Raw genomic sequence first — 16,451 nt, 5'->3', positions numbered from 1 at the left:
TGTGTATTAGTCCCCTATACCAGTGGAGTATCGCCCGCGCTAGCTCATTGTGAGCGCATCGATCGCGCCTTGCAGGATGTAGGCGGCGGCCATTTTGTCGACCAGCTCGGCGCGGCGGGCCCGGCTGGCGTCGGCGGCGAGGAGCGTGCGGGTCACGGCCTGGGTCGACCAGCGCTCGTCCCAGAGGAGGATGGGGAGTTCGAGCGGCTCGAGGTTGCGGGCGAAGGCGCGGATCGACTGGGTGCGCGGACTGTCGCTGCCGTCGAGGTTGAGCGGCAGGCCGACCACGATGCCCTTGACCGACTGTGCGACCATCAGCGCCTTCAATCGCTCCAGATCGGCCGAGAATTTGGTCCGCCGGAGGAGCTCGGCGGGCGTGGCGATCGTCCAGCCGGAGTCGCACAGGGCGATGCCGATCGTCTTCGTGCCCACGTCCAGGCCGATGAGGCGCCCGCCGCCCGGCAAAGCATCGCGAAAAGCCGAGGCGCTGGCGGTGATCATGGTCCCAGGAAGCTTTCCAGCCGCCGCTCGGCGTCGGCCCGGATGTTCGCCCAGAAGAGCGCATAATCATAAACATGATAGTTGTTGCCGGGCAGGACATAGTTGCCGAGGTCCGGCGCCTCCTCGCCGATCAGCAGGAAACCGCGCACGTCGCAGCGCGCCGGCACCGCGCCTTCCACCAGTTCCGCTTCGGTGAGATCGCCATTGGGGACAAGCGTGCCGAGATTTTCCGACGCGGGGGCATCGTCGGCTCTGACGCCGCTGATCGGATTGACGCACAGCATCGGCGAGCCGGCGCGGGGCGTCCCGTCCGGCGCGGCCGAGGCATCGTAAACGTCCGTCACCATCTTCGGGTCGGCGGGCTGGGCGAAGCTCTGCCAGCTGAGGATGCACCCCGAATCGTCCGCTTCCTCGCAGGCTGGAAGGCCGAGCTTTCCGAGGTCGGCGGTGGTCGAGATCGGCCAGCCCACCACATAGGCGGCCGCGATCCGCTGCTCGACGGGCGTGCCGGCAATCCGGTCTCTCAGCAATCGCATGAGATGGAGGCTGCCCTGGCTGTGGGCGGCGAGGATGATCGGCCGATCCTCGGGCGCCTGCTGGAGGAAGGCTTCGAAGGCCGCCAGCACGTCGCGATAGGCGAAGTCCAGCGCCCTTTCGGCGTCCGCCTTGGTGGTGAGAAACGCCCCGAAGGTCGCCTGGCGATATTTGGGCGCCCAGATCTCGGCGATATTGTTGAAGGCGCTGGCCTGGCTGCGGACGAACAGTTCGGCCCGCTCCTGCGATTCCTCATGATCCAGCGGCGCATTCCAATGGGTGCGATCGAGATAGGAGGTCGGGTGGATGAAGAAGAGCGAGGCCTTGGGCTCCCCGGTGGGGGTGAAGCCTTCCGGCGTCCAGGCGGAGGGATTGTTCGGAATGTCCGGCCGCGCGATCCACATCTCGACGTCGGCATAGGTCGGGCCCGGCTCCGGGGTCTCCTGCTCGACGAACTGGGCGGTCGGCACCAGCGCCGCCTTCATCAGATCCATCTGGAAAATGCGATAGGCGAGCGCCAGGACGAGCAGCAGCACCACCAGTCCCGCCACGATCCACAGGAAACGCCGCGCGAGCATCCATTGTCTCCAACCAAACAGCCGCGCTCCCAACAGCATGCGCGCCGATCTTGCAAGCCTCGCTTGATGCCCGCCCGCGCCGATGCTAGCGCCGCGACCTATGTCCGTCGACACCGCCACCGTCCGCCATATCGCAAGGCTCGCCCGCATCGCCGTGACCGACGGCGAGGCCGAGGCCTTGGTGCCCGAGCTCAACAACATCCTCGGCTGGATCGAGCAATTGCAGGAGGTCGACGTCACCGGCGTCGAGCCGATGACCGCCGTCATCGCCAACCACCTGCGTCTGCGCGACGACATCGTCACCGATGGCGACAAGCGCGATGCCGTCCTGGCCAATGCGCCGGTGACAGAGCATGGCTTCTTCGCGGTTCCGAAGGTGATCGAATAGTGACCAATCTGACCGATCTCGGCGTCGCGGCGATCCGCGACGGAGTGCGCGAGGGCAGTTTCTCCGCCCGCGAAGTCGCCGACGCCTTCGTTTCCGCCGTCGAGAAGGCGAGGGGCCTCAACGCCTTCGTCATTGAGACGCCCGAGCACGCCATCGCCGCCGCCGAGGAGGCGGACCGCGAGCGCGCCGAGGGCAAGCTTCGCCCGCTCTCGGGCGTGCCGCTCGGCATCAAGGACCTGTTCGCGACCAAGGGCCACCAGACCACCGCCGGCAGCCGCATGCTGGAAGGCTTCACGCCGCCTTATGAGTCCACGGTCAGCGGCAAGCTGCTCGCCGCCGGCGCGGGCATGCTCGGCAAGCTCAACATGGACGAGTTCGCCATGGGCTCGTCGAACGAGACCAGCGCCTTCGGCAACGTCATCTCGCCGTGGCGGCGCAAGGACGGCGGCAATGCGCCGCTGACGCCGGGCGGCTCCTCGGGCGGCTCGGCGGCCGCCGTCGCGGCGCGCATCGCGCCGGGCGTCACCGGCACCGACACCGGCGGCTCGATCCGCCAGCCCGCCGCCTTCACCGGCATCACCGGCATCAAGCCGACCTACGGCCGCTGCTCGCGTTACGGCATGGTCGCCTTCGCCTCCTCGCTCGATCAGGCGGGGCCGATGGCCCAGGACGTTCGCGACTGCGCCGCCATGCTGGAAGTGATGAGCGGCTTCGATCCCAAGGATTCCACCTCGCTCGACCTGCCGGTGCCCAAGTGGGAGGCGAATCTTTCCAGCGATATCAAGGGCAAGCGGATCGGCATTCCGAAGGAATATCGCATCGACGGCATTCCCGAGGAGATCGGCAAGGTCTGGGATCAGGGCATCGAATGGATGAGGGATGCCGGCGCCGAGATCGTCGAGGTGTCGCTGCCGCACACCCAGTACGCGCTCCCGACCTATTACATCATCGCTCCCGCCGAGGCGTCGTCCAACCTCGCCCGCTATGACGGCGTCCGCTACGGTCAGCGCCGCGCGCCCGACCATGGCAGCCTGGACGACATGTACAACGCTACCCGCGCCGCCGGCTTCGGCGCCGAGGTGAAGCGCCGCATCATGATCGGCACCTATGTGCTTTCGGCCGGCTTCTACGACGCCTATTTCAATCAGGCGCAGAAGGTGAGGGCGCTCATCGCCCGCGATTTCGAGCGGGTCTGGCAGGATTGCGACCTTCTCCTGACGCCGACGGCGCCGTCCGCCGCCTTCGCGCTGGGCGAGAAATCGAACGACCCCATCGCCATGTATCTGAACGACGTCTTCGCCGTTCCCGCCAGCCTCGCCGGCCTGCCCGCCATGTCGGTCCCCGCCGGCCTCGATCAGCAGGGCCTGCCGCTCGGCCTCCAGATCATCGGCAAGGCGCTGGACGAGCAGGGCGTGCTAAACGCGGGATTGGCCTTCGAGGAGCGGGCCGGCTTCAAGGCCCGTCCGGAGGCATGGTGGTGAGCGTCCTAGCGCCCAACGCTTCCGTTCGTCCCGAGCGTAGTCGAGGGGCGCTGGCACGGACTCATCACATACGCCCCTCGACTTCGCTCGGGACGAACGAACTCTTTGGATTTGCCCATGTCTGAGTCCAGCTATCGCATCCAGGGCGCCACGGGCGAGTGGGAGGTCGTGATCGGCCTCGAAGTACACGCCCAGGTCACCTCCAACGCCAAGCTCTTCTCCGGCGCCTCGACCGAGTTCGGGGCGGAGCCGAATACGCAGGTGAGCCTCGTCGATGCGGCCATGCCGGGCATGCTCCCGGTCCTCAACGTCGAGTGCGTCCGCCAGGCGGTCCGCACCGGCATGGCGCTGGAGGCGAAGATCAACGCCTTCTCGCGCTTCGACCGGAAGAATTATTTCTACGCCGATCTGCCGCAGGGCTATCAGATCAGCCAGCTCTATCACCCGATCGTCGGCGAGGGATCGATCGAGATCGAGCCCGCCGAGGGCGTCACCCGGACCGTCGGCATCGAGCGCATCCACCTGGAGCAGGACGCGGGCAAGCTGATGCACGATCAGCATCCGAGCTTCTCCTATGTCGATCTCAACCGCTCCGGCGTCGCGCTGATGGAAATCGTGTCGAAGCCCGACATGCGTTCGCCGGAGGAGGCAGGCGCTTACGTCCGTAAGCTCAGATCAATTCTCCGCTATGTCGGCTCCTGCGACGGCAATATGGAGCAGGGCTCAATGCGCGCCGACGTCAATGTCTCGGTGCGCAAGCCCGGTGACAAGTTCGGCACCCGCACCGAGACCAAGAACGTCAACTCGGTCCGCTTCATCATGGCCGCGATCGAATATGAGGCCAACCGCCAGGTCGACGTGCTGGAGAGCGGCGGCGCCATCGTCCAGGAAACCCGCCTGTTCGATCCGGACAAGGGCGAGACTCGCTCGCTCCGTTCCAAGGAGGAAGCGCATGACTATCGCTACTTCCCGGACCCCGACCTGCTGCCGCTGGAGCTGACCCCGGACTTCCTCGACGAATGTCGGCACAGCCTTCCCGAACTGCCCGACGCCAAGCGCCGTCGCTATGAGGAGGAGTTGGGCCTCTCCGCCTACAACGCCTCCGTGCTCACCGCCGAGGCCGAGACGGCGCGCTGGTTCGAGGCTCTGATCGCCGAAGCTGCGCTGAAGCAGGAGCGTCCGGAAACGCAAGTCGCCAAGGCGGCGTCCAACTGGCTCATCTCCGATCTGTTCGGGGCGCTCAACCGCCTCGGAAAGACGATCGAGGAAAGCCCCGTCACCCCCGCCCAGGGCGCGGAGCTCCTGAGCCTCGTAGCCGACGGCACCCTCTCCGGCACCCTTGCCAAGCAGGTCTTCGAGATCATGCTGGAGACGGGTGACGATCCCGCCAAGATCGTTGACGAGCGCGGCCTCAAGCAGACCAGCGACACCGGCGCCATCGAGGCGGTGATCTCCGAGGTGCTTGCCGCCAATGCCGACAAGGTCGCCGAGTATCGCTCAGGCAAGGACAAGCTGTTCGGCTTCTTCGTCGGCCAGACGATGAAGGCGATGGCCGGCAAGGGCAATCCTCAGGTCGTGAACGAGCTGTTGAAGAAGGCGCTGGGTTAGGCCCCCGACTCAGGGAGCCACGCCCAGCTGGTCCAGCATGAAGGCGTAATATTCGGCCGCCTCGCGATATTTGTTGAAGCGGCCGGACTTGCCGCCGTGCCCCGCCTCCATATTGGTGCGGAAGACCAGAGGCGCGCTTCCGGTGCCGCGCTCGCGGAGGCGGGCGACCCATTTGGCGGGCTCGAAATATTGCACCTGCGAGTCCCACAGGCCGGTGCCGACGAACATGGCCGGATAGGCTTCCGCCTCGACGTTGTCGTAGGGCGAATAGGACAGCATGTAGGCATAGGCCTCCGGCTCGCGCGGATCGCCCCATTCATCCCACTCGTTGCTGGTGAGGGGGATCGTCTCGTCCAGCATCGTCGTGACCACGTCGACGAAGGGGACATGGGTGACGATCACCTTGTAATCCTCGGGCGCCATGTTGACGATCGCACCCATCAGCAGGCGGCCGGCTGCAGCGACTCGATCTTTCGCGGCGTAGCCTTGGCCGACGAGATAGCGCGTGACGTCGATGAAATCGGTGAAGCTGTTCTTCTTGTTCATCAAATGACCGTCGTCGTACCAGGCGCGGCCCATCTCCTGACCGCCGCGAACATGGGCAATCGCATAGGCCATGCCGCGGTCGATCAGGCTGACCCGCGCATAATCGAAGGCGGGATCCATCGATGAGCCGTAGCTGCCATAGCCATATTGAAGAAGCGCGGCGGTGCCGTCCGGCTTGAATCCCTTCTTGTAGACGATCGAGACGGGGATTTTCGTTCCGTCGCGCGCCGGCGCCCACAGCCGCTCGGTCACATAATTGGCGGGATCATAGCCGCCGAGCACGGGCAGACGCTTCAAGAGCTTGCGCTCGCCCGTCACCATGTTGACCTCGTAAGTGGTGTCGGGCGTGGTGAGCGACGTATATTCGTAGCGAAGCCACTGGGTGTCCGGTTCAGCATTTTTCGCGAGCGACATTGCGTAGGCCGGTTCGTCCGAAGCCACGAACTCGCTCTTCCCGTCGGCGGCGAGGGTGCGCAGGCGCTTCACGCCGCCGGAGCGCTCCTCGATCGCCGTAACGTCGTCGAACAGCTCGAACCCTTCGATGAACACGTCGGCGCTGTGCGGCACCATGTCATTCCAGACGGAGCGGTCACCAAGCGCGTGCCCGTCCGCAAGCGTCATCAGTCGATAGTTCGGCGCGTCCCAATTGGTGCGGATGACCCAGCGGCCGCCGAGATGGTCGGCCTGATATTCGAAGTCGCGCTCGCGCGGCGCGAGCACGGCGAATGCACCCGGCGTTTCGGCGGAGGTGCAGCGTTGCTCGCTGCTGACCGTGCTCTGGACATAGATGCAGATGAAATCGTCGTCGCGGGTCCGGTTTATGCCCATGTAGAAGCTGTCGTCCGCCTCTTCATAGACAAGCCTGTCAGAGCTGGCGGGCGTGCCCAGCACGTGCGTCTTGACCCGATTGCCGAGCAGGGTGGTTGGGTCCTTGTCGATATAGAAGAGGGTGCGGTTGTCGTCGGCCCAGACGATGTTCGGCTCGATATTGGTCACGGCGTCGGCGAGCATCTCGCCGGTCTCGAGGTTCTTGACCTTCAGCACATATTGGCGGCGACCGACGGTATCCTCGGCCCAGGCGAGCAGCTTGTTGTCCGGGCTCACTACCCAGTCGGAGACCTGGAAGAAGCCGTGGCCCTCGGCCATGGCGTTCTGGTCGAGCAGTATCTCTTCCGTCGCGTCCATGCTGCCCTTGCGCCGAGCGATGACGGGGTAGTTCTGCCCTTCTTCGAACCGCGAATAATAATGATACCCGCGAAGGCGATAGGGGACGGAGCTGTCGTCCTGCTTTATGCGGCCGACAATCTCCTCGTAGAGTTTTTCCTGAAGCGGCTTGATGGGCGCCAGCACCGCGTCCGCATAGGCATTCTCGGCCTTCAGATAGGCCAGCATCTCAGGGTCCTCGCGCGTGTCGTCGCGGAGCCAGTAATACTCATCCTGGCTGACGGCGCCGTGGGGAGCGCGAACCTCGTGAGGTTTCTTGGCGGCGACCGGAGGCTCGGGCGGAGCCGCCTGGGCCAGGGGCGTGGTAGCAAGGAAGGCGCAGGCGAGGGCGGCGCGGGCGGGCGTCAGGAACGTCATTCAAAATATCCCCCGGAGACGTGAACGCCGCAACGTTGGCACGCCCTCCGGGGATTGTCATTATTTGGCGACGACCAGCTGCCCCTTCATCCCGGGATGAAAGATGCAGTAGAAGGGGATCTTCCCGCTTTTGCGGATCACCGTCTTGCCGCTCTTGCCGGCCGGCAGGTCGATGTTGAAGCTCTTGTCCCGTGCCGTCGCCGTGTGGCGAAACATGTCGCGGTTGACCCACAGGATCGTGTCGCCGGCCCGGATATTCTTCGGAACGGGGCCGAACTTCATCTTGTCCATGACGACGGTGTGGACCTTCGGCGCCGCGGCGTAGGCGATGCTGGCGGCGCCGAAGGTTGACGACGGGGGGAGAAGGGCGAGGCCCGCCGCCATCAGGAGAAGGGTCCCTCTCGCCATCGCCTAGTCGCGTCCGGCGGCGAGCTGCTCGGCATGGGCCTGATGCTCGCGGAAGAGGGTAAGGCCGGTTTCCAGCAGCGCCTTGAGCTCGGCATTGCTGGCGCCCGGAATGAGGGTGCTGGCCAGCGCATTGTTCACCGTCGCATGGTAGGCGGCCTCATTTTTCAGATAGGCCTCGTCGAAGGCATCCCCGCTCAGCGCGGCGAGGCTCTGCTTCTTGGCGGCGGCAGCCTCGGTCAACGCCTCGCTGGTGGGATTGGCTTCGGGCGTGACGCCGAGCTTCTTCACCAGCGCCAGCGCCTTGTCGTTCACCGCCTCATGATCGCGCACCATCGATTCGGCGAACGCGCGCACTTCGGCGTCCTTCGATTTGGCGAGCGCCTGCTTCGCCGCGTCGATGTCGAGCTGTCCGGCCGTGTAGGCGATGTGGGCGATCTGCGCGTCGGTGACGGCCGGCGCGGCCTGGGCTGTTGCGGGCACCGTGCAGACGAGCAAGGCGGCTCCGAGAATGGCGGTATAGCGGATCATGTCTTCCCTCCGGTTGTCGGTTACGCCCTTTTGATGCCGCGCCGGGCGGGAGGTTCCCGGCCCGATCGGGAGGCGCCGCGGGAACGCACAGGGCCAGCCGGCATCCAAAAGGGCGAGAGAGGAGCTTGCCCATGGAATTGTACGAGTATGACGAGATCTGTCCCTCCGCCGAGTCCGAGGTGATACCGCTGCATGCGCGGTCGGCGACCCGCGGCATCGAGGATGCGGTGCGCATCCTGATCGCGGCGACCGGAGACGATCCGACGCGCGAGGGGCTGGCCGATACGCCCGCTCGCGTGGCGAAGGCCTATCGGGAATGGTTCGCCGGCTATGCGATCGATCCGGCGCGGCTGCTCGCCACCCAGTTCAGCGAGGCGGCCGGTTACGACGAGACCGTCCTCCTCACCGGCATTCCCGTCGTCTCCACCTGCGAGCACCATCTCGCGCCGATCATCGGCCAGGCGCATGTCGCCTATCGCCCGGACGGCCGCGTCGTCGGCATCTCCAAGCTCTCGCGGCTCGTCGACGCTTTCGCTCGCCGGCTCCAACTCCAGGAACGGCTCACCAACCAGATTGCCGAGGCCCTGGACGAGGCGTTGCAGCCGCGCGGGGTCGCCGTGGTGGTCGAGGCCGCCCATGGCTGCATGGCGACGCGTGGTGTAAGGCAGCATGGGCTGACGATGGTGACCAAATGCTGGCTCGGCGATTTCAAGGAGGATGCCGCCCTCAGGGCCGAGCTCATGGCCTCGCTGCCCTGTCGGGGCGGGAGCGGGGGATTTTTCGGGAACCGCTGAGCCCCTTCGGCATCCAATCCGCGCACAGGAGGGGCTGAGATGGCGACAAGGCCGAGGCTCGACTATGAAAATCTCGACGATCTCGCGCTCGCCGAGCGCATCGCCGCGCGCGACCCGGAAGCCGTCCGGCTCGTCACCGGCCGGAACAACCAGCGTCTCTTCCGCGCCGCCTGGAGCATCCTTCGCGACCGGTTCGAAGCGGAGGATGTCGTGCAGAGCGCCTATCTCCGCGCCTTCGAGGCGATCGGGACCTTCGAGGGGCGGTCCTCGCTCAGCACCTGGCTCACCCGGATCGCGGTCAACGAGGCCCTGGGCCGGCGGCGCGCCGAAAAAAGGCGGCGGGCGCATCTCAACGGCGCGCTGGTGCTCGACGACTATAGGGAAAAGCTGATGCGCGGGTCGATGACCGAGACGCCGCCCGGCGCCGATTTGGCCCGCGAGCAGATCAGGGGACTGCTGGAGGCGGCGATCGCCCGGCTGCCGGAGAATTTCCGCCTCGCCTTCGTGCTGCGGGAGGTGGAGGAGCTGAGCGTCGAGGAGACGGCGGAGACGCTCGGCATCCCGGCCGCCACCGTCAAGACGCGGCACCTGCGCGCCCGCCGGCGCTTGAGCGAGGCGCTGGCGCCGGAACTCAAGTCCGCGCTCACCGGTGCCTTCCCCTTCGCCGGCGCGGATTGCGAGGCGATGACCGAGCGGGTGCTTGCCGCCTACTGCGCCGATCGTCAGTAGAGCCCGCGCTCGCGCGCGAACAGGCGAACGAGGCCGAACAGCGCGTCCATGTTCGGCGTCTCGACGCCGACGCGTCGGCCGATCTCCCGCGGGGCGCCGAGCAGGGCATCGAGCTCGATCGGCCGCCCGCCTTCCACATCCTGCAGCATCGACGTCTTGAACGCTCCCAGCCGCCGCGTCACCGCTATGCGGTCGCGGCCGCTCTCTTCGATCGGGCAACCGATGCGGGCTCCGATTTCCTGGGCCTCGGCCATGATGCTGAGGACCAGGCCCTCGACCAGCTCATCGTCGAGGATCCGGTCGCAGGTCGCGGCGGTAAGGGCGGAGATGGGGTTCATCGTCATATTGCCCCACAGCTTGTACCAGATGTCCTTCTGGATGCGGGGGCTCGCCGTGGCCGCGAAGCCGGCCTCGGCGAAAAGCTGAGTGAGGTCCGTCAGGCGCAGGCTGTCTCCGCCCGCGGGTTCGCCGAAGATGAGGCCGTTGCCGGCAATGTGACGGATCACGCCGGGCGCGTCGGTGGAACAGCTGGCGTGGACGACGCAGCCGATCACCTGGGCCAGCGGCAGCGCGCCCGCGATGACGCCGTCCGGATCGACCGAATCGAGGTCCCGGCCCTGATCGGCCAGGAACCACCAGGGAACGCCGTTCAGCATCGGCACGATCGACGTCCCGCCGTCGATGAGGGGCCGTGCGGCCACGGCCGCCGAGGCAAGCGCGGGGGCCTTGACGGCGAAGACGACCAGCTCCCGCCGCCCAAGGCTGGCGGCATCGTCGGAGGCTTCCAGGAGCGCGCTACGTTCATCGCCTTCCCGGCGCAGGACGAGCCCGTTCGCCCGTATCGCCTCCAACGTCGCGCCGCGGGCGAGCACGGCGACGTCGTGCCCCGCTTCCGCCAGCCGGGTCGCCACCCAGCCGCCGATGGCGCCGACGCCGACGACGGCGATCCGCATCAGCCGCGCCCGGCGGCGCGCAATGGCTGCTCGGTCTCCGGCGCGGCCGGCGCGGTGGTCCAGCCGAGGCGCGGGATAGCGATCGACCGCTTGCCGGCGAGATCGATGCGCGAGGCGATGATCTGCTGCTCCTCCATCCACCCGATGAGGCGGCGGACCCGCGCCGGAGAGTTGGTGCCATAAGCCTCGGCCAGCGCTTCGTCGGCGGGGCAAGGCATGCCCTCACGCGCGGCGCGGACGATCAGGAGGAAGGGCGCCAGCATATCCTCCGGCAGTTCTGCGCCGATGGCGAGCGCCGATCCCCAGGCTTCGTCGCCCGCATCCAATATGCCGGCGCGCGCCATGGCGAGCCGCCGGCGGAAGCCCGCGAGGTCGAGCGGCGCCACCGGCAGCTGCCGCATCCGGCAGCGGACCACGAAATCCTGGTAAAGGGCCGGAACGGGCTGGAATGCGGAGCCGGGCTCCTCGGTCAGCTCCTTCAAGGTGAGGCAAACGATCGCCTCCTGCTCGTCGTCGGCAAGGACCGGAAGCGAAGGGGCCACCGGAACGGGCACCGTCGCGCCGATAAGATCCTCCGCCGGGACCGGTGCAGGCGGTGGCGGCGGGGGAGGCAGCTCTTCCTCCTCGACGGGAGCGAGCAGCAGGCTTTCCAGTTCCTCCGGCGCCGCGGTGGGCAGCGGCATCAGCTTGGGGCTGGCGTTGCGGGCGGCGGTCTTCACTTCGCCGATGCGGACCTTCACCGGCCGCCGCGAGACGGCGGGCCCGAGCGCCAGGAAGTGGCCGCGCTCCAGGTCGCGGATCACCTCCGCCTGGCGCCGCTCCATGCCGAGCAGGTCGGCGGCGCGCGCCATGTCGATGTCGAGAAAGGTGCGGCCCATCAGGAAATTGGAGGCTTCCGCGGCGACGTTCTTGGCGAGCTTGGCGAGCCGCTGGGTGGCGATGACGCCCGCCAGCCCGCGTTTCCTGCCGCGGCACATGAGGTTGGTCATGGCGCCCAATGAGGCGCGGCGCGCTTCGTCGGAGACCTCCCCCGCCGCTACCGGCGCGAAGACCTGGGCCTCGTCGACAACCACAAGCGTCGGATACCATTGGTCGCGCGGCGCATCGAACAGAGCGGAAAGGAAGGTGGCCGCGCAGCGCATCTGCGCCTCCATCTCCAGCCCCTCGAGGTTGAGCACGACCGACGCGCGATGCTCCCGCACCCGCGCCGCCAGCCGGGCGATCTCGGCGAAGCTATAGTCCGCCGCCTCGATCGCGACATGGCCGAACGCCTCCGAGAGCGAGACGAAATCGCCCTCCGGGTCGATCACCACCTGCTGGACGAGGCCGGCGCTCCCTTCCAGCAGGCGGCGCAGCAGGTGCGATTTGCCCGATCCGGAATTGCCCTGGACGAGCAGCCGAGTCGCCAGCAGCTCTTCCAGGTCCATCGCGACGGTCTCGCCCGAGCCGTCGGCCCCCATGTCTATCTTTACAGTCACATGGGGCTCTTGGCCGATACCCCGGTCGGTCCGCAAGGGCTGTTGCCAGCCGCGGGGGCGAAGCCTATCTGTCACGCCATGAAGCGCCTGTTCCAGCTTCTGCTCGCGCTGGCCGTTCTTATGGCGCCGTTGACGATGGTCGGCGGCGGCGCGGCCATGGCCATGCCGCATGATACCATGGCGGCGATGGGCCATTGCGCCGGCATGGACGGCCCCTCGAAAAAGCAACCGGGTCTCGACATCGACTGCATGATCATGTGCGCAGCGGTTCCGACGGTGGAGCCTCGACTGGATCCGCAGATGACTGTTCCGGCGCCGCTGCTGCATTTTCCGGCGACGTCGACCTCGGACGGCCTCGACCCCGAATCGGAGACGCCGCCTCCCCGAATCTCCTGAAGCGAATCCAACACCAGCGCTTTTCAGGAGATTTAGATATGAAGATGCTCATTGCCGCGATCGCGCTGACGATCGCCATGCCCGCCGCCGCGCAGGTCGCCGATCCGCACGCCGCTCACAAGTCCGCCGAGCATGAGGGCGACGAAAAGGGCCAGCACGAAGGCCACAAGATGGATTGCTGCAAGGATGCGGACGGCAACGGCCGGATGGACTGCTGCGACAAGATGGCCGACGGCAAGGCCATGGAGTGCTGCGCCGACAAGGGCGAGCAGAAAGGCGAGCAGAAGGATGGGCATGACGCCCATGCCGGCCATCAGATGAAGCATTGACGCGAATTGGGGCGGGGCGTGGCGCTCCGCCCCGCACCTGGCGGGGGCTTGAGCCTGCCGCCGTGTCAGCGCCGACAAGGCAGGCCCGCGTCGGTCGAACGCGTCCAAGGATTATGTAAATGAACGAGTTTTCTTCGATGAGCCGCCGCAGCATGCTGCGCGGCGCTGCGCTCGGCGGAGCTGGGCTGGGGCTGGCGAACCTGTTCCCCGCCTGGGCACAACCGGGGAGTCCCGGCCTTGCCCCGCAAATGCCCACCCTGTCGGGCGACGACATTCATCTCAAGGTCGCGGCCAGCCCCTTCACCGTCGGCGGCCGCACCGGTCATGCCATCACGATGAACGGCGTGCTCCCGGCGCCGCTCGTTCGGCTTCGCGAAGGGCAGAATGTCCGCATCCACGTCGAGAACGCACTCGATGAGGACACGTCGATCCACTGGCACGGCTTCATCCTTCCGTTCCACATGGACGGCGTGCCGGGCATCAGCTTTCCCGGCATCCCGCCGAGGACGACCTTCACCTACGAATTCCCGATCGTCCAGAACGGTACCTACTGGTATCACAGCCATTCGGGGCTGCAGGAGCAGATCGGCCATTACGGGCCGATCGTCATCGATCCTGCCGAGCCGGACCCGGTCGCCTACGATCGGGAGCATGTGATCGTCCTGTCCGACTGGACCTTCCTTCATCCGCACTCGCTGTTCGGCAAGCTCAAGAAGCAGGGCGGCTATTTCAACCGGGAGCGGCAGACGCTCGCCGGCCTCGTCGGCGACGGCGACGACCTCGCGCGCAACATGCCGCTCGACGAGCGGCTGATGTGGGGCCGGATGCGGATGGATCCGACCGACATCGCCGACGTCACGGGCTCGACCTACACCTATCTCATCAACGGCCATGGACCGGCGGAAAACTGGACGGGGCTGTTCCGCCCCGGCGAGCGGGTGCGGCTGCGCTTCATCAACGCCTCGGCGATGTCGATCTTCAACATCCGCATTCCGGGCCTGCCGATGACCATGGTGCAGGCCGACGGTCAGAATGTCCGCCCCGTCGAGACCGACGAATTCCAGATTTCGGTTGCCGAGACCTATGACGCCATCGTCACGCCCACCGAGGACAAGGCCTACACGCTGGTGGCGGAATCGATCGACCGCTCCGGCATGGGCCGCGCCACCCTGGCACCGCGCATGGGCATGCAGGCGCCGGTGCCGCCGCTCCGCCCCAAGCCGGTCCTCGGCATGAAGGACATGGGCATGGGAGCGATGGACCACGCCGCGATGGGCCACGGATCGATGCAGGGGATGGATCATGGCTCCGGCGGTGGTGGCATGGGCCACGACATGCGGGACAAGTCGCTCGTCCCGTCCGACGTCAAGGTCGGCGTCGGTGTCGATATGATCGCGCCGATGCCGGTCGATCGCACCGGCAACAAGCCGCTGGGTCTAGAGGACGCGCCCCACCGCGTCCTCACCTATCACGACCTCGCGCCGCTGACGCCCTTCCACGACAAGCGTGAGCCCACTCGCAGCGTCGACATCCACCTCACCGGCAACATGGAGCGCTTCATGTGGTCGTTCGACGGCCGGAAATTGAACGAAGGGGCCGAGCCGATCCGCTTCGCCCGGAACGAGCGCGTGCGGGTCAACCTCATCAACAACAGCATGATGAGCCACCCCATCCACATCCACGGTCATTTCTTCGAGGTCGTGACGGGGATGCCGCACGGCCATCCGGTGAAGCACACGGTGAACGTGATGCCGGGCGGCAAGGCGAGCTTCGACCTCACCGCGGACGCCCCGGGTGATTGGGCTTTCCACTGCCACCTCCTCTACCACATGCACGCCGGGATGATGAACGTGGTGAAGGTCCGACCGATGGACGATGGAGGAGAGTCGGCATGAAGCCCTTCCTGATCGCCCTCGGCGTTTCCGCGCTCGCCCTCTCCTCGGGGGCACTGGCTCAACATGCCGGCCATGGCGCGCCGCCCGCACCCGAGCAGGACCCGCATGCCGGCCATCAAATGCCTTCTCCTGAGGAGACTGCCGACCCGCACGCCGGCCATATGGCGCTGGAACAGCCTGAGGCTGACCCTCATGCGGGCCACGTCATGCCTGAGCAGACGGATCCTCACGCTGGCCATGCAATGCCCGCGCAGGCGGACCCGCATGCGGGACACGCCATGCCGGGCATGGCGGCGGAAGAGGCGCCGCCCGTCGCTCCGCCGCCGCCCGAAGCCCTCCGAGGGCCGGAGCATGCCGGCACGACGGTCTGGGACCGGGAGCTATTCCTCCGCAAGCGCGAGGACGCGCTGATCGACGCGCATGGCGGCTTCACCACCGGCACGCTGCTGATCGACCGGCTCGAATATCGGGCGCAGGAGGGGCGCGACGGCTATCAGTGGGACGGCCAGGGCTGGTACGGCGGCGACTATCACAAGATCTGGTTCAAGAGCGAAGGCGAGGGGGCCTTCGGCGATGTTCCCGAACAGGCCGAAGTGCAGTTCCTCTACAGCCGCGCCATCGATCCCTGGTTCAACCTCCAGGCCGGCGTCCGCCACGACTTCCAGCCTGATCCGGAGCGCACGTACCTTGTCCTCGGCATCCAGGGCCTCGCCCCTTATTGGTTCGAGGTCGACGGCCAGCTCTTCCTCTCGAACAAGGGCGACGTCACCGCTCGCTTCGAGGCCGAATACGACCAGCGCATCACGCAGAAGCTGATCCTCCAGCCCGCGGTCGAGTTCGACCTCGCCGCCCAGGACGTGCCGGAGCTCGGCATCGGATCGGGTCTCTCGTCCATCGAGGCGGGCCTCCGCCTCCGCTACGAATTCGTCCCCGAATTCGCCCCCTACGTCGGCGTCGAATATGAGCGGAAACTCGGCGACACCGCCGATTTCGCGCGCGCCGCGGGCGAGGATGTCGGAGGATGGGCCTTCCTGATCGGACTCAGGGGTTGGTTCTGATGCGCCGCGCGTTCGCGATTCCCTTGCTGCTGATCCTGTCCGCCGGGCCTGTCGTCCCGGCTCATGCGCACAAGGGGCACGAGCGAAATGAGGCTGTCGAAACGCCGGCTGCAGAGCCAGGGAATGCCTCCGTCGCGACCGCTCCGGCAGTGACGCAGCCGGAGGAAACGGAGGCGCCGTCTTCGTCCGCCTTCGAGAGGCTGCTCGACTGGCTTGGCCGACTGCATCCGTCGGTCGTCCATTTCCCGCTCGCCTTCCTGCCGGCGGCGCTGTTCACCGCTGTCATCGGTCGTAGGCGTGCCGGCTTCGACGAGGCGACACGTTTCCTCATCCTCGCCGGCGGCCTAACCGCACCTGTCGCGATGCTGCTCGGGTGGCTCGACGGCGGTTGGTCGCTCTGGGACCGGGATCAGATCATGACGGTCCATCGCTGGCTCGGCACCGCCATCGGCGTCGGCGGCCTGGGACTGGTCGCGTGGGTCCTGGCCCGGCCGAGCCATGTGCGCGGGAACGCGATGCTTGCGGTCCTCGTTGTGATGACAGCCGCGATTCTCGTCCAGGGCTGGCATGGCGGCGCCCTGATCCACGGTGTCGATCACCTGGCGTGGTAAGTCGATTGTGAACGGGGTGCCGGGGCCGGCGGGTTAGGCCCCTCGCCCGGGAGCC

17 protein-coding genes are annotated in these 16,451 nt (G+C 66.8%); 10 read left to right on the top strand and 7 right to left on the bottom strand.

The window, feature by feature from the left end; genetic code table 11:
- Positions 1-39 precede the first annotated feature (39 nt).
- Both ruvX and DF286_RS14250 read right to left on the bottom strand, forming a co-directional pair.
- Positions 40-501 (bottom strand): Holliday junction resolvase RuvX, encoded by a 462-nt coding sequence (gene ruvX / locus DF286_RS14255; RefSeq protein WP_109272349.1) that lies wholly within the window; start codon positions 499-501, stop codon positions 40-42.
- Positions 498-1,613: a DUF3089 domain-containing protein gene (locus DF286_RS14250; RefSeq protein WP_109272348.1), complete on the bottom strand. Its 1,116-nt coding sequence runs from the start codon at positions 1,611-1,613 to the stop codon at positions 498-500. The genes ruvX and DF286_RS14250 overlap by 4 nt, the downstream gene beginning before the upstream one ends.
- 100 nt (positions 1,614-1,713) lie before the next feature.
- Between DF286_RS14250 and gatC the strand changes: the two genes are divergently transcribed.
- The 3 genes from gatC to gatB all read left to right on the top strand — a co-directional run bounded on the left by gatC (position 1,714) and on the right by gatB (position 5,090).
- Positions 1,714-2,001: an Asp-tRNA(Asn)/Glu-tRNA(Gln) amidotransferase subunit GatC gene (gatC, locus tag DF286_RS14245; protein WP_109272347.1), complete on the top strand. Its 288-nt coding sequence runs from the start codon at positions 1,714-1,716 to the stop codon at positions 1,999-2,001.
- Positions 2,001-3,482, top strand: a complete 1,482-nt coding sequence (gene gatA, locus DF286_RS14240; protein WP_109272346.1) for an Asp-tRNA(Asn)/Glu-tRNA(Gln) amidotransferase subunit GatA — start codon at positions 2,001-2,003, stop codon at positions 3,480-3,482. Before gatC ends, gatA begins: the two co-directional genes overlap by 1 nt.
- 117 nt (positions 3,483-3,599) lie before the next feature.
- Positions 3,600-5,090 carry an Asp-tRNA(Asn)/Glu-tRNA(Gln) amidotransferase subunit GatB gene (gene gatB / locus DF286_RS14235; RefSeq protein ID WP_109272345.1) on the top strand — a complete coding sequence of 497 codons (1,491 nt, stop codon included), beginning with the start codon at positions 3,600-3,602 and terminating at the stop codon, positions 5,088-5,090.
- A gap of 9 nt (positions 5,091-5,099) precedes the next feature.
- Here the strand turns inward: gatB and DF286_RS14230 are convergent, their stop codons facing one another.
- Genes DF286_RS14230 through DF286_RS14220 form a run of 3 tightly spaced genes read right to left on the bottom strand, consistent with a single transcriptional unit; the run spans position 5,100 to position 8,153 of the window.
- A complete protein-coding gene (locus DF286_RS14230; protein WP_109272344.1) occupies positions 5,100-7,217 on the bottom strand; it encodes a S9 family peptidase in 2,118 nt (705 codons plus the stop codon).
- A gap of 60 nt (positions 7,218-7,277) precedes the next feature.
- Positions 7,278-7,625 carry a cupredoxin domain-containing protein gene (locus tag DF286_RS14225; RefSeq protein ID WP_109272343.1) on the bottom strand — a complete coding sequence of 116 codons (348 nt, stop codon included), beginning with the start codon at positions 7,623-7,625 and terminating at the stop codon, positions 7,278-7,280.
- Positions 7,626-7,628: 3 nt separating this feature from the next.
- Positions 7,629-8,153, bottom strand: a complete 525-nt coding sequence (locus tag DF286_RS14220; RefSeq protein ID WP_109272342.1) for a DUF4142 domain-containing protein — start codon at positions 8,151-8,153, stop codon at positions 7,629-7,631.
- A gap of 131 nt (positions 8,154-8,284) precedes the next feature.
- On the opposite strand from DF286_RS14220, the gene folE reads away from it, so the two are divergent.
- Together folE and DF286_RS14210 are read left to right on the top strand one after the other, a co-directional pair.
- Positions 8,285-8,947: a GTP cyclohydrolase I FolE gene (folE, locus tag DF286_RS14215; RefSeq protein WP_109272341.1), complete on the top strand. Its 663-nt coding sequence runs from the start codon at positions 8,285-8,287 to the stop codon at positions 8,945-8,947.
- A gap of 39 nt (positions 8,948-8,986) precedes the next feature.
- A complete protein-coding gene (locus DF286_RS14210) occupies positions 8,987-9,676 on the top strand; it encodes an RNA polymerase sigma factor (protein ID WP_109272340.1) in 690 nt (229 codons plus the stop codon).
- Here DF286_RS14210 and DF286_RS14205 read toward each other — a convergent pair.
- Both DF286_RS14205 and DF286_RS14200 read right to left on the bottom strand, forming a co-directional pair.
- Complete coding sequence (locus DF286_RS14205; protein WP_109272339.1) at positions 9,670-10,629, bottom strand: 2-dehydropantoate 2-reductase; 960 nt, start codon at positions 10,627-10,629, stop codon at positions 9,670-9,672. The genes DF286_RS14210 and DF286_RS14205 overlap by 7 nt on opposite strands.
- A complete protein-coding gene (locus DF286_RS14200) occupies positions 10,629-12,107 on the bottom strand; it encodes a helicase HerA domain-containing protein (protein ID WP_109272338.1) in 1,479 nt (492 codons plus the stop codon). The genes DF286_RS14205 and DF286_RS14200 overlap by 1 nt, the downstream gene beginning before the upstream one ends.
- Positions 12,108-12,116: 9 nt before the next feature.
- Between DF286_RS14200 and DF286_RS14195 the strand changes: the two genes are divergently transcribed.
- The 5 genes from DF286_RS14195 (at position 12,117) to DF286_RS14175 (ending at position 16,396) form a co-directional block, all read left to right on the top strand.
- Positions 12,117-12,503 carry a hypothetical protein gene (locus tag DF286_RS14195; protein ID WP_158274704.1) on the top strand — a complete coding sequence of 129 codons (387 nt, stop codon included), beginning with the start codon at positions 12,117-12,119 and terminating at the stop codon, positions 12,501-12,503.
- Between the two features lie 38 nt (positions 12,504-12,541).
- Positions 12,542-12,832 (top strand): hypothetical protein, encoded by a 291-nt coding sequence (locus DF286_RS14190; RefSeq protein ID WP_109272336.1) that lies wholly within the window; start codon positions 12,542-12,544, stop codon positions 12,830-12,832.
- A 119-nt stretch (positions 12,833-12,951) separates the two neighbouring features.
- Complete coding sequence (locus DF286_RS14185) at positions 12,952-14,727, top strand: copper resistance system multicopper oxidase (RefSeq protein WP_207790054.1); 1,776 nt, start codon at positions 12,952-12,954, stop codon at positions 14,725-14,727.
- Positions 14,724-15,785 carry a copper resistance protein B gene (locus DF286_RS14180; RefSeq protein ID WP_109272335.1) on the top strand — a complete coding sequence of 354 codons (1,062 nt, stop codon included), beginning with the start codon at positions 14,724-14,726 and terminating at the stop codon, positions 15,783-15,785. Before DF286_RS14185 ends, DF286_RS14180 begins: the two co-directional genes overlap by 4 nt.
- Positions 15,785-16,396 carry a DUF2231 domain-containing protein gene (locus DF286_RS14175; protein ID WP_109272334.1) on the top strand — a complete coding sequence of 204 codons (612 nt, stop codon included), beginning with the start codon at positions 15,785-15,787 and terminating at the stop codon, positions 16,394-16,396. The genes DF286_RS14180 and DF286_RS14175 overlap by 1 nt, the downstream gene beginning before the upstream one ends.
- The last annotated feature ends 55 nt before the right edge of the window (positions 16,397-16,451 follow it).

Origin of the sequence: Sphingosinicella humi, from assembly GCF_003129465.1 — a bacterium.
Classification (GTDB): Bacteria; Pseudomonadota; Alphaproteobacteria; order Sphingomonadales; family Sphingomonadaceae; genus Allosphingosinicella; species Allosphingosinicella humi.
The sequence above is the reverse complement of the archived record's forward strand: the minus strand, read 5'-3'. Positions and strand labels throughout refer to the sequence as shown.

Coding starts and splice junctions, on each gene's coding strand:
- ruvX (WP_109272349.1), bottom strand. CDS start 501: ATGATCACCGCCAGCGCCTCGGCTTTTCGCGATGCTTTGCCGGGCGGC.
- DF286_RS14250 (WP_109272348.1), bottom strand. CDS start 1,613: ATGCTCGCGCGGCGTTTCCTGTGGATCGTGGCGGGACTGGTGGTGCTG.
- gatC (WP_109272347.1), top strand. CDS start 1,714: ATGTCCGTCGACACCGCCACCGTCCGCCATATCGCAAGGCTCGCCCGC.
- gatB (WP_109272345.1), top strand. CDS start 3,600: ATGTCTGAGTCCAGCTATCGCATCCAGGGCGCCACGGGCGAGTGGGAG.
- DF286_RS14230 (WP_109272344.1), bottom strand. CDS start 7,217: ATGACGTTCCTGACGCCCGCCCGCGCCGCCCTCGCCTGCGCCTTCCTT.
- DF286_RS14225 (WP_109272343.1), bottom strand. CDS start 7,625: ATGGCGAGAGGGACCCTTCTCCTGATGGCGGCGGGCCTCGCCCTTCTC.
- DF286_RS14220 (WP_109272342.1), bottom strand. CDS start 8,153: ATGATCCGCTATACCGCCATTCTCGGAGCCGCCTTGCTCGTCTGCACG.
- folE (WP_109272341.1), top strand. CDS start 8,285: ATGGAATTGTACGAGTATGACGAGATCTGTCCCTCCGCCGAGTCCGAG.
- DF286_RS14210 (WP_109272340.1), top strand. CDS start 8,987: ATGGCGACAAGGCCGAGGCTCGACTATGAAAATCTCGACGATCTCGCG.
- DF286_RS14205 (WP_109272339.1), bottom strand. CDS start 10,629: ATGCGGATCGCCGTCGTCGGCGTCGGCGCCATCGGCGGCTGGGTGGCG.
- DF286_RS14190 (WP_109272336.1), top strand. CDS start 12,542: ATGAAGATGCTCATTGCCGCGATCGCGCTGACGATCGCCATGCCCGCC.
- DF286_RS14185 (WP_207790054.1), top strand. CDS start 12,952: ATGAACGAGTTTTCTTCGATGAGCCGCCGCAGCATGCTGCGCGGCGCT.
- DF286_RS14180 (WP_109272335.1), top strand. CDS start 14,724: ATGAAGCCCTTCCTGATCGCCCTCGGCGTTTCCGCGCTCGCCCTCTCC.
- DF286_RS14175 (WP_109272334.1), top strand. CDS start 15,785: ATGCGCCGCGCGTTCGCGATTCCCTTGCTGCTGATCCTGTCCGCCGGG.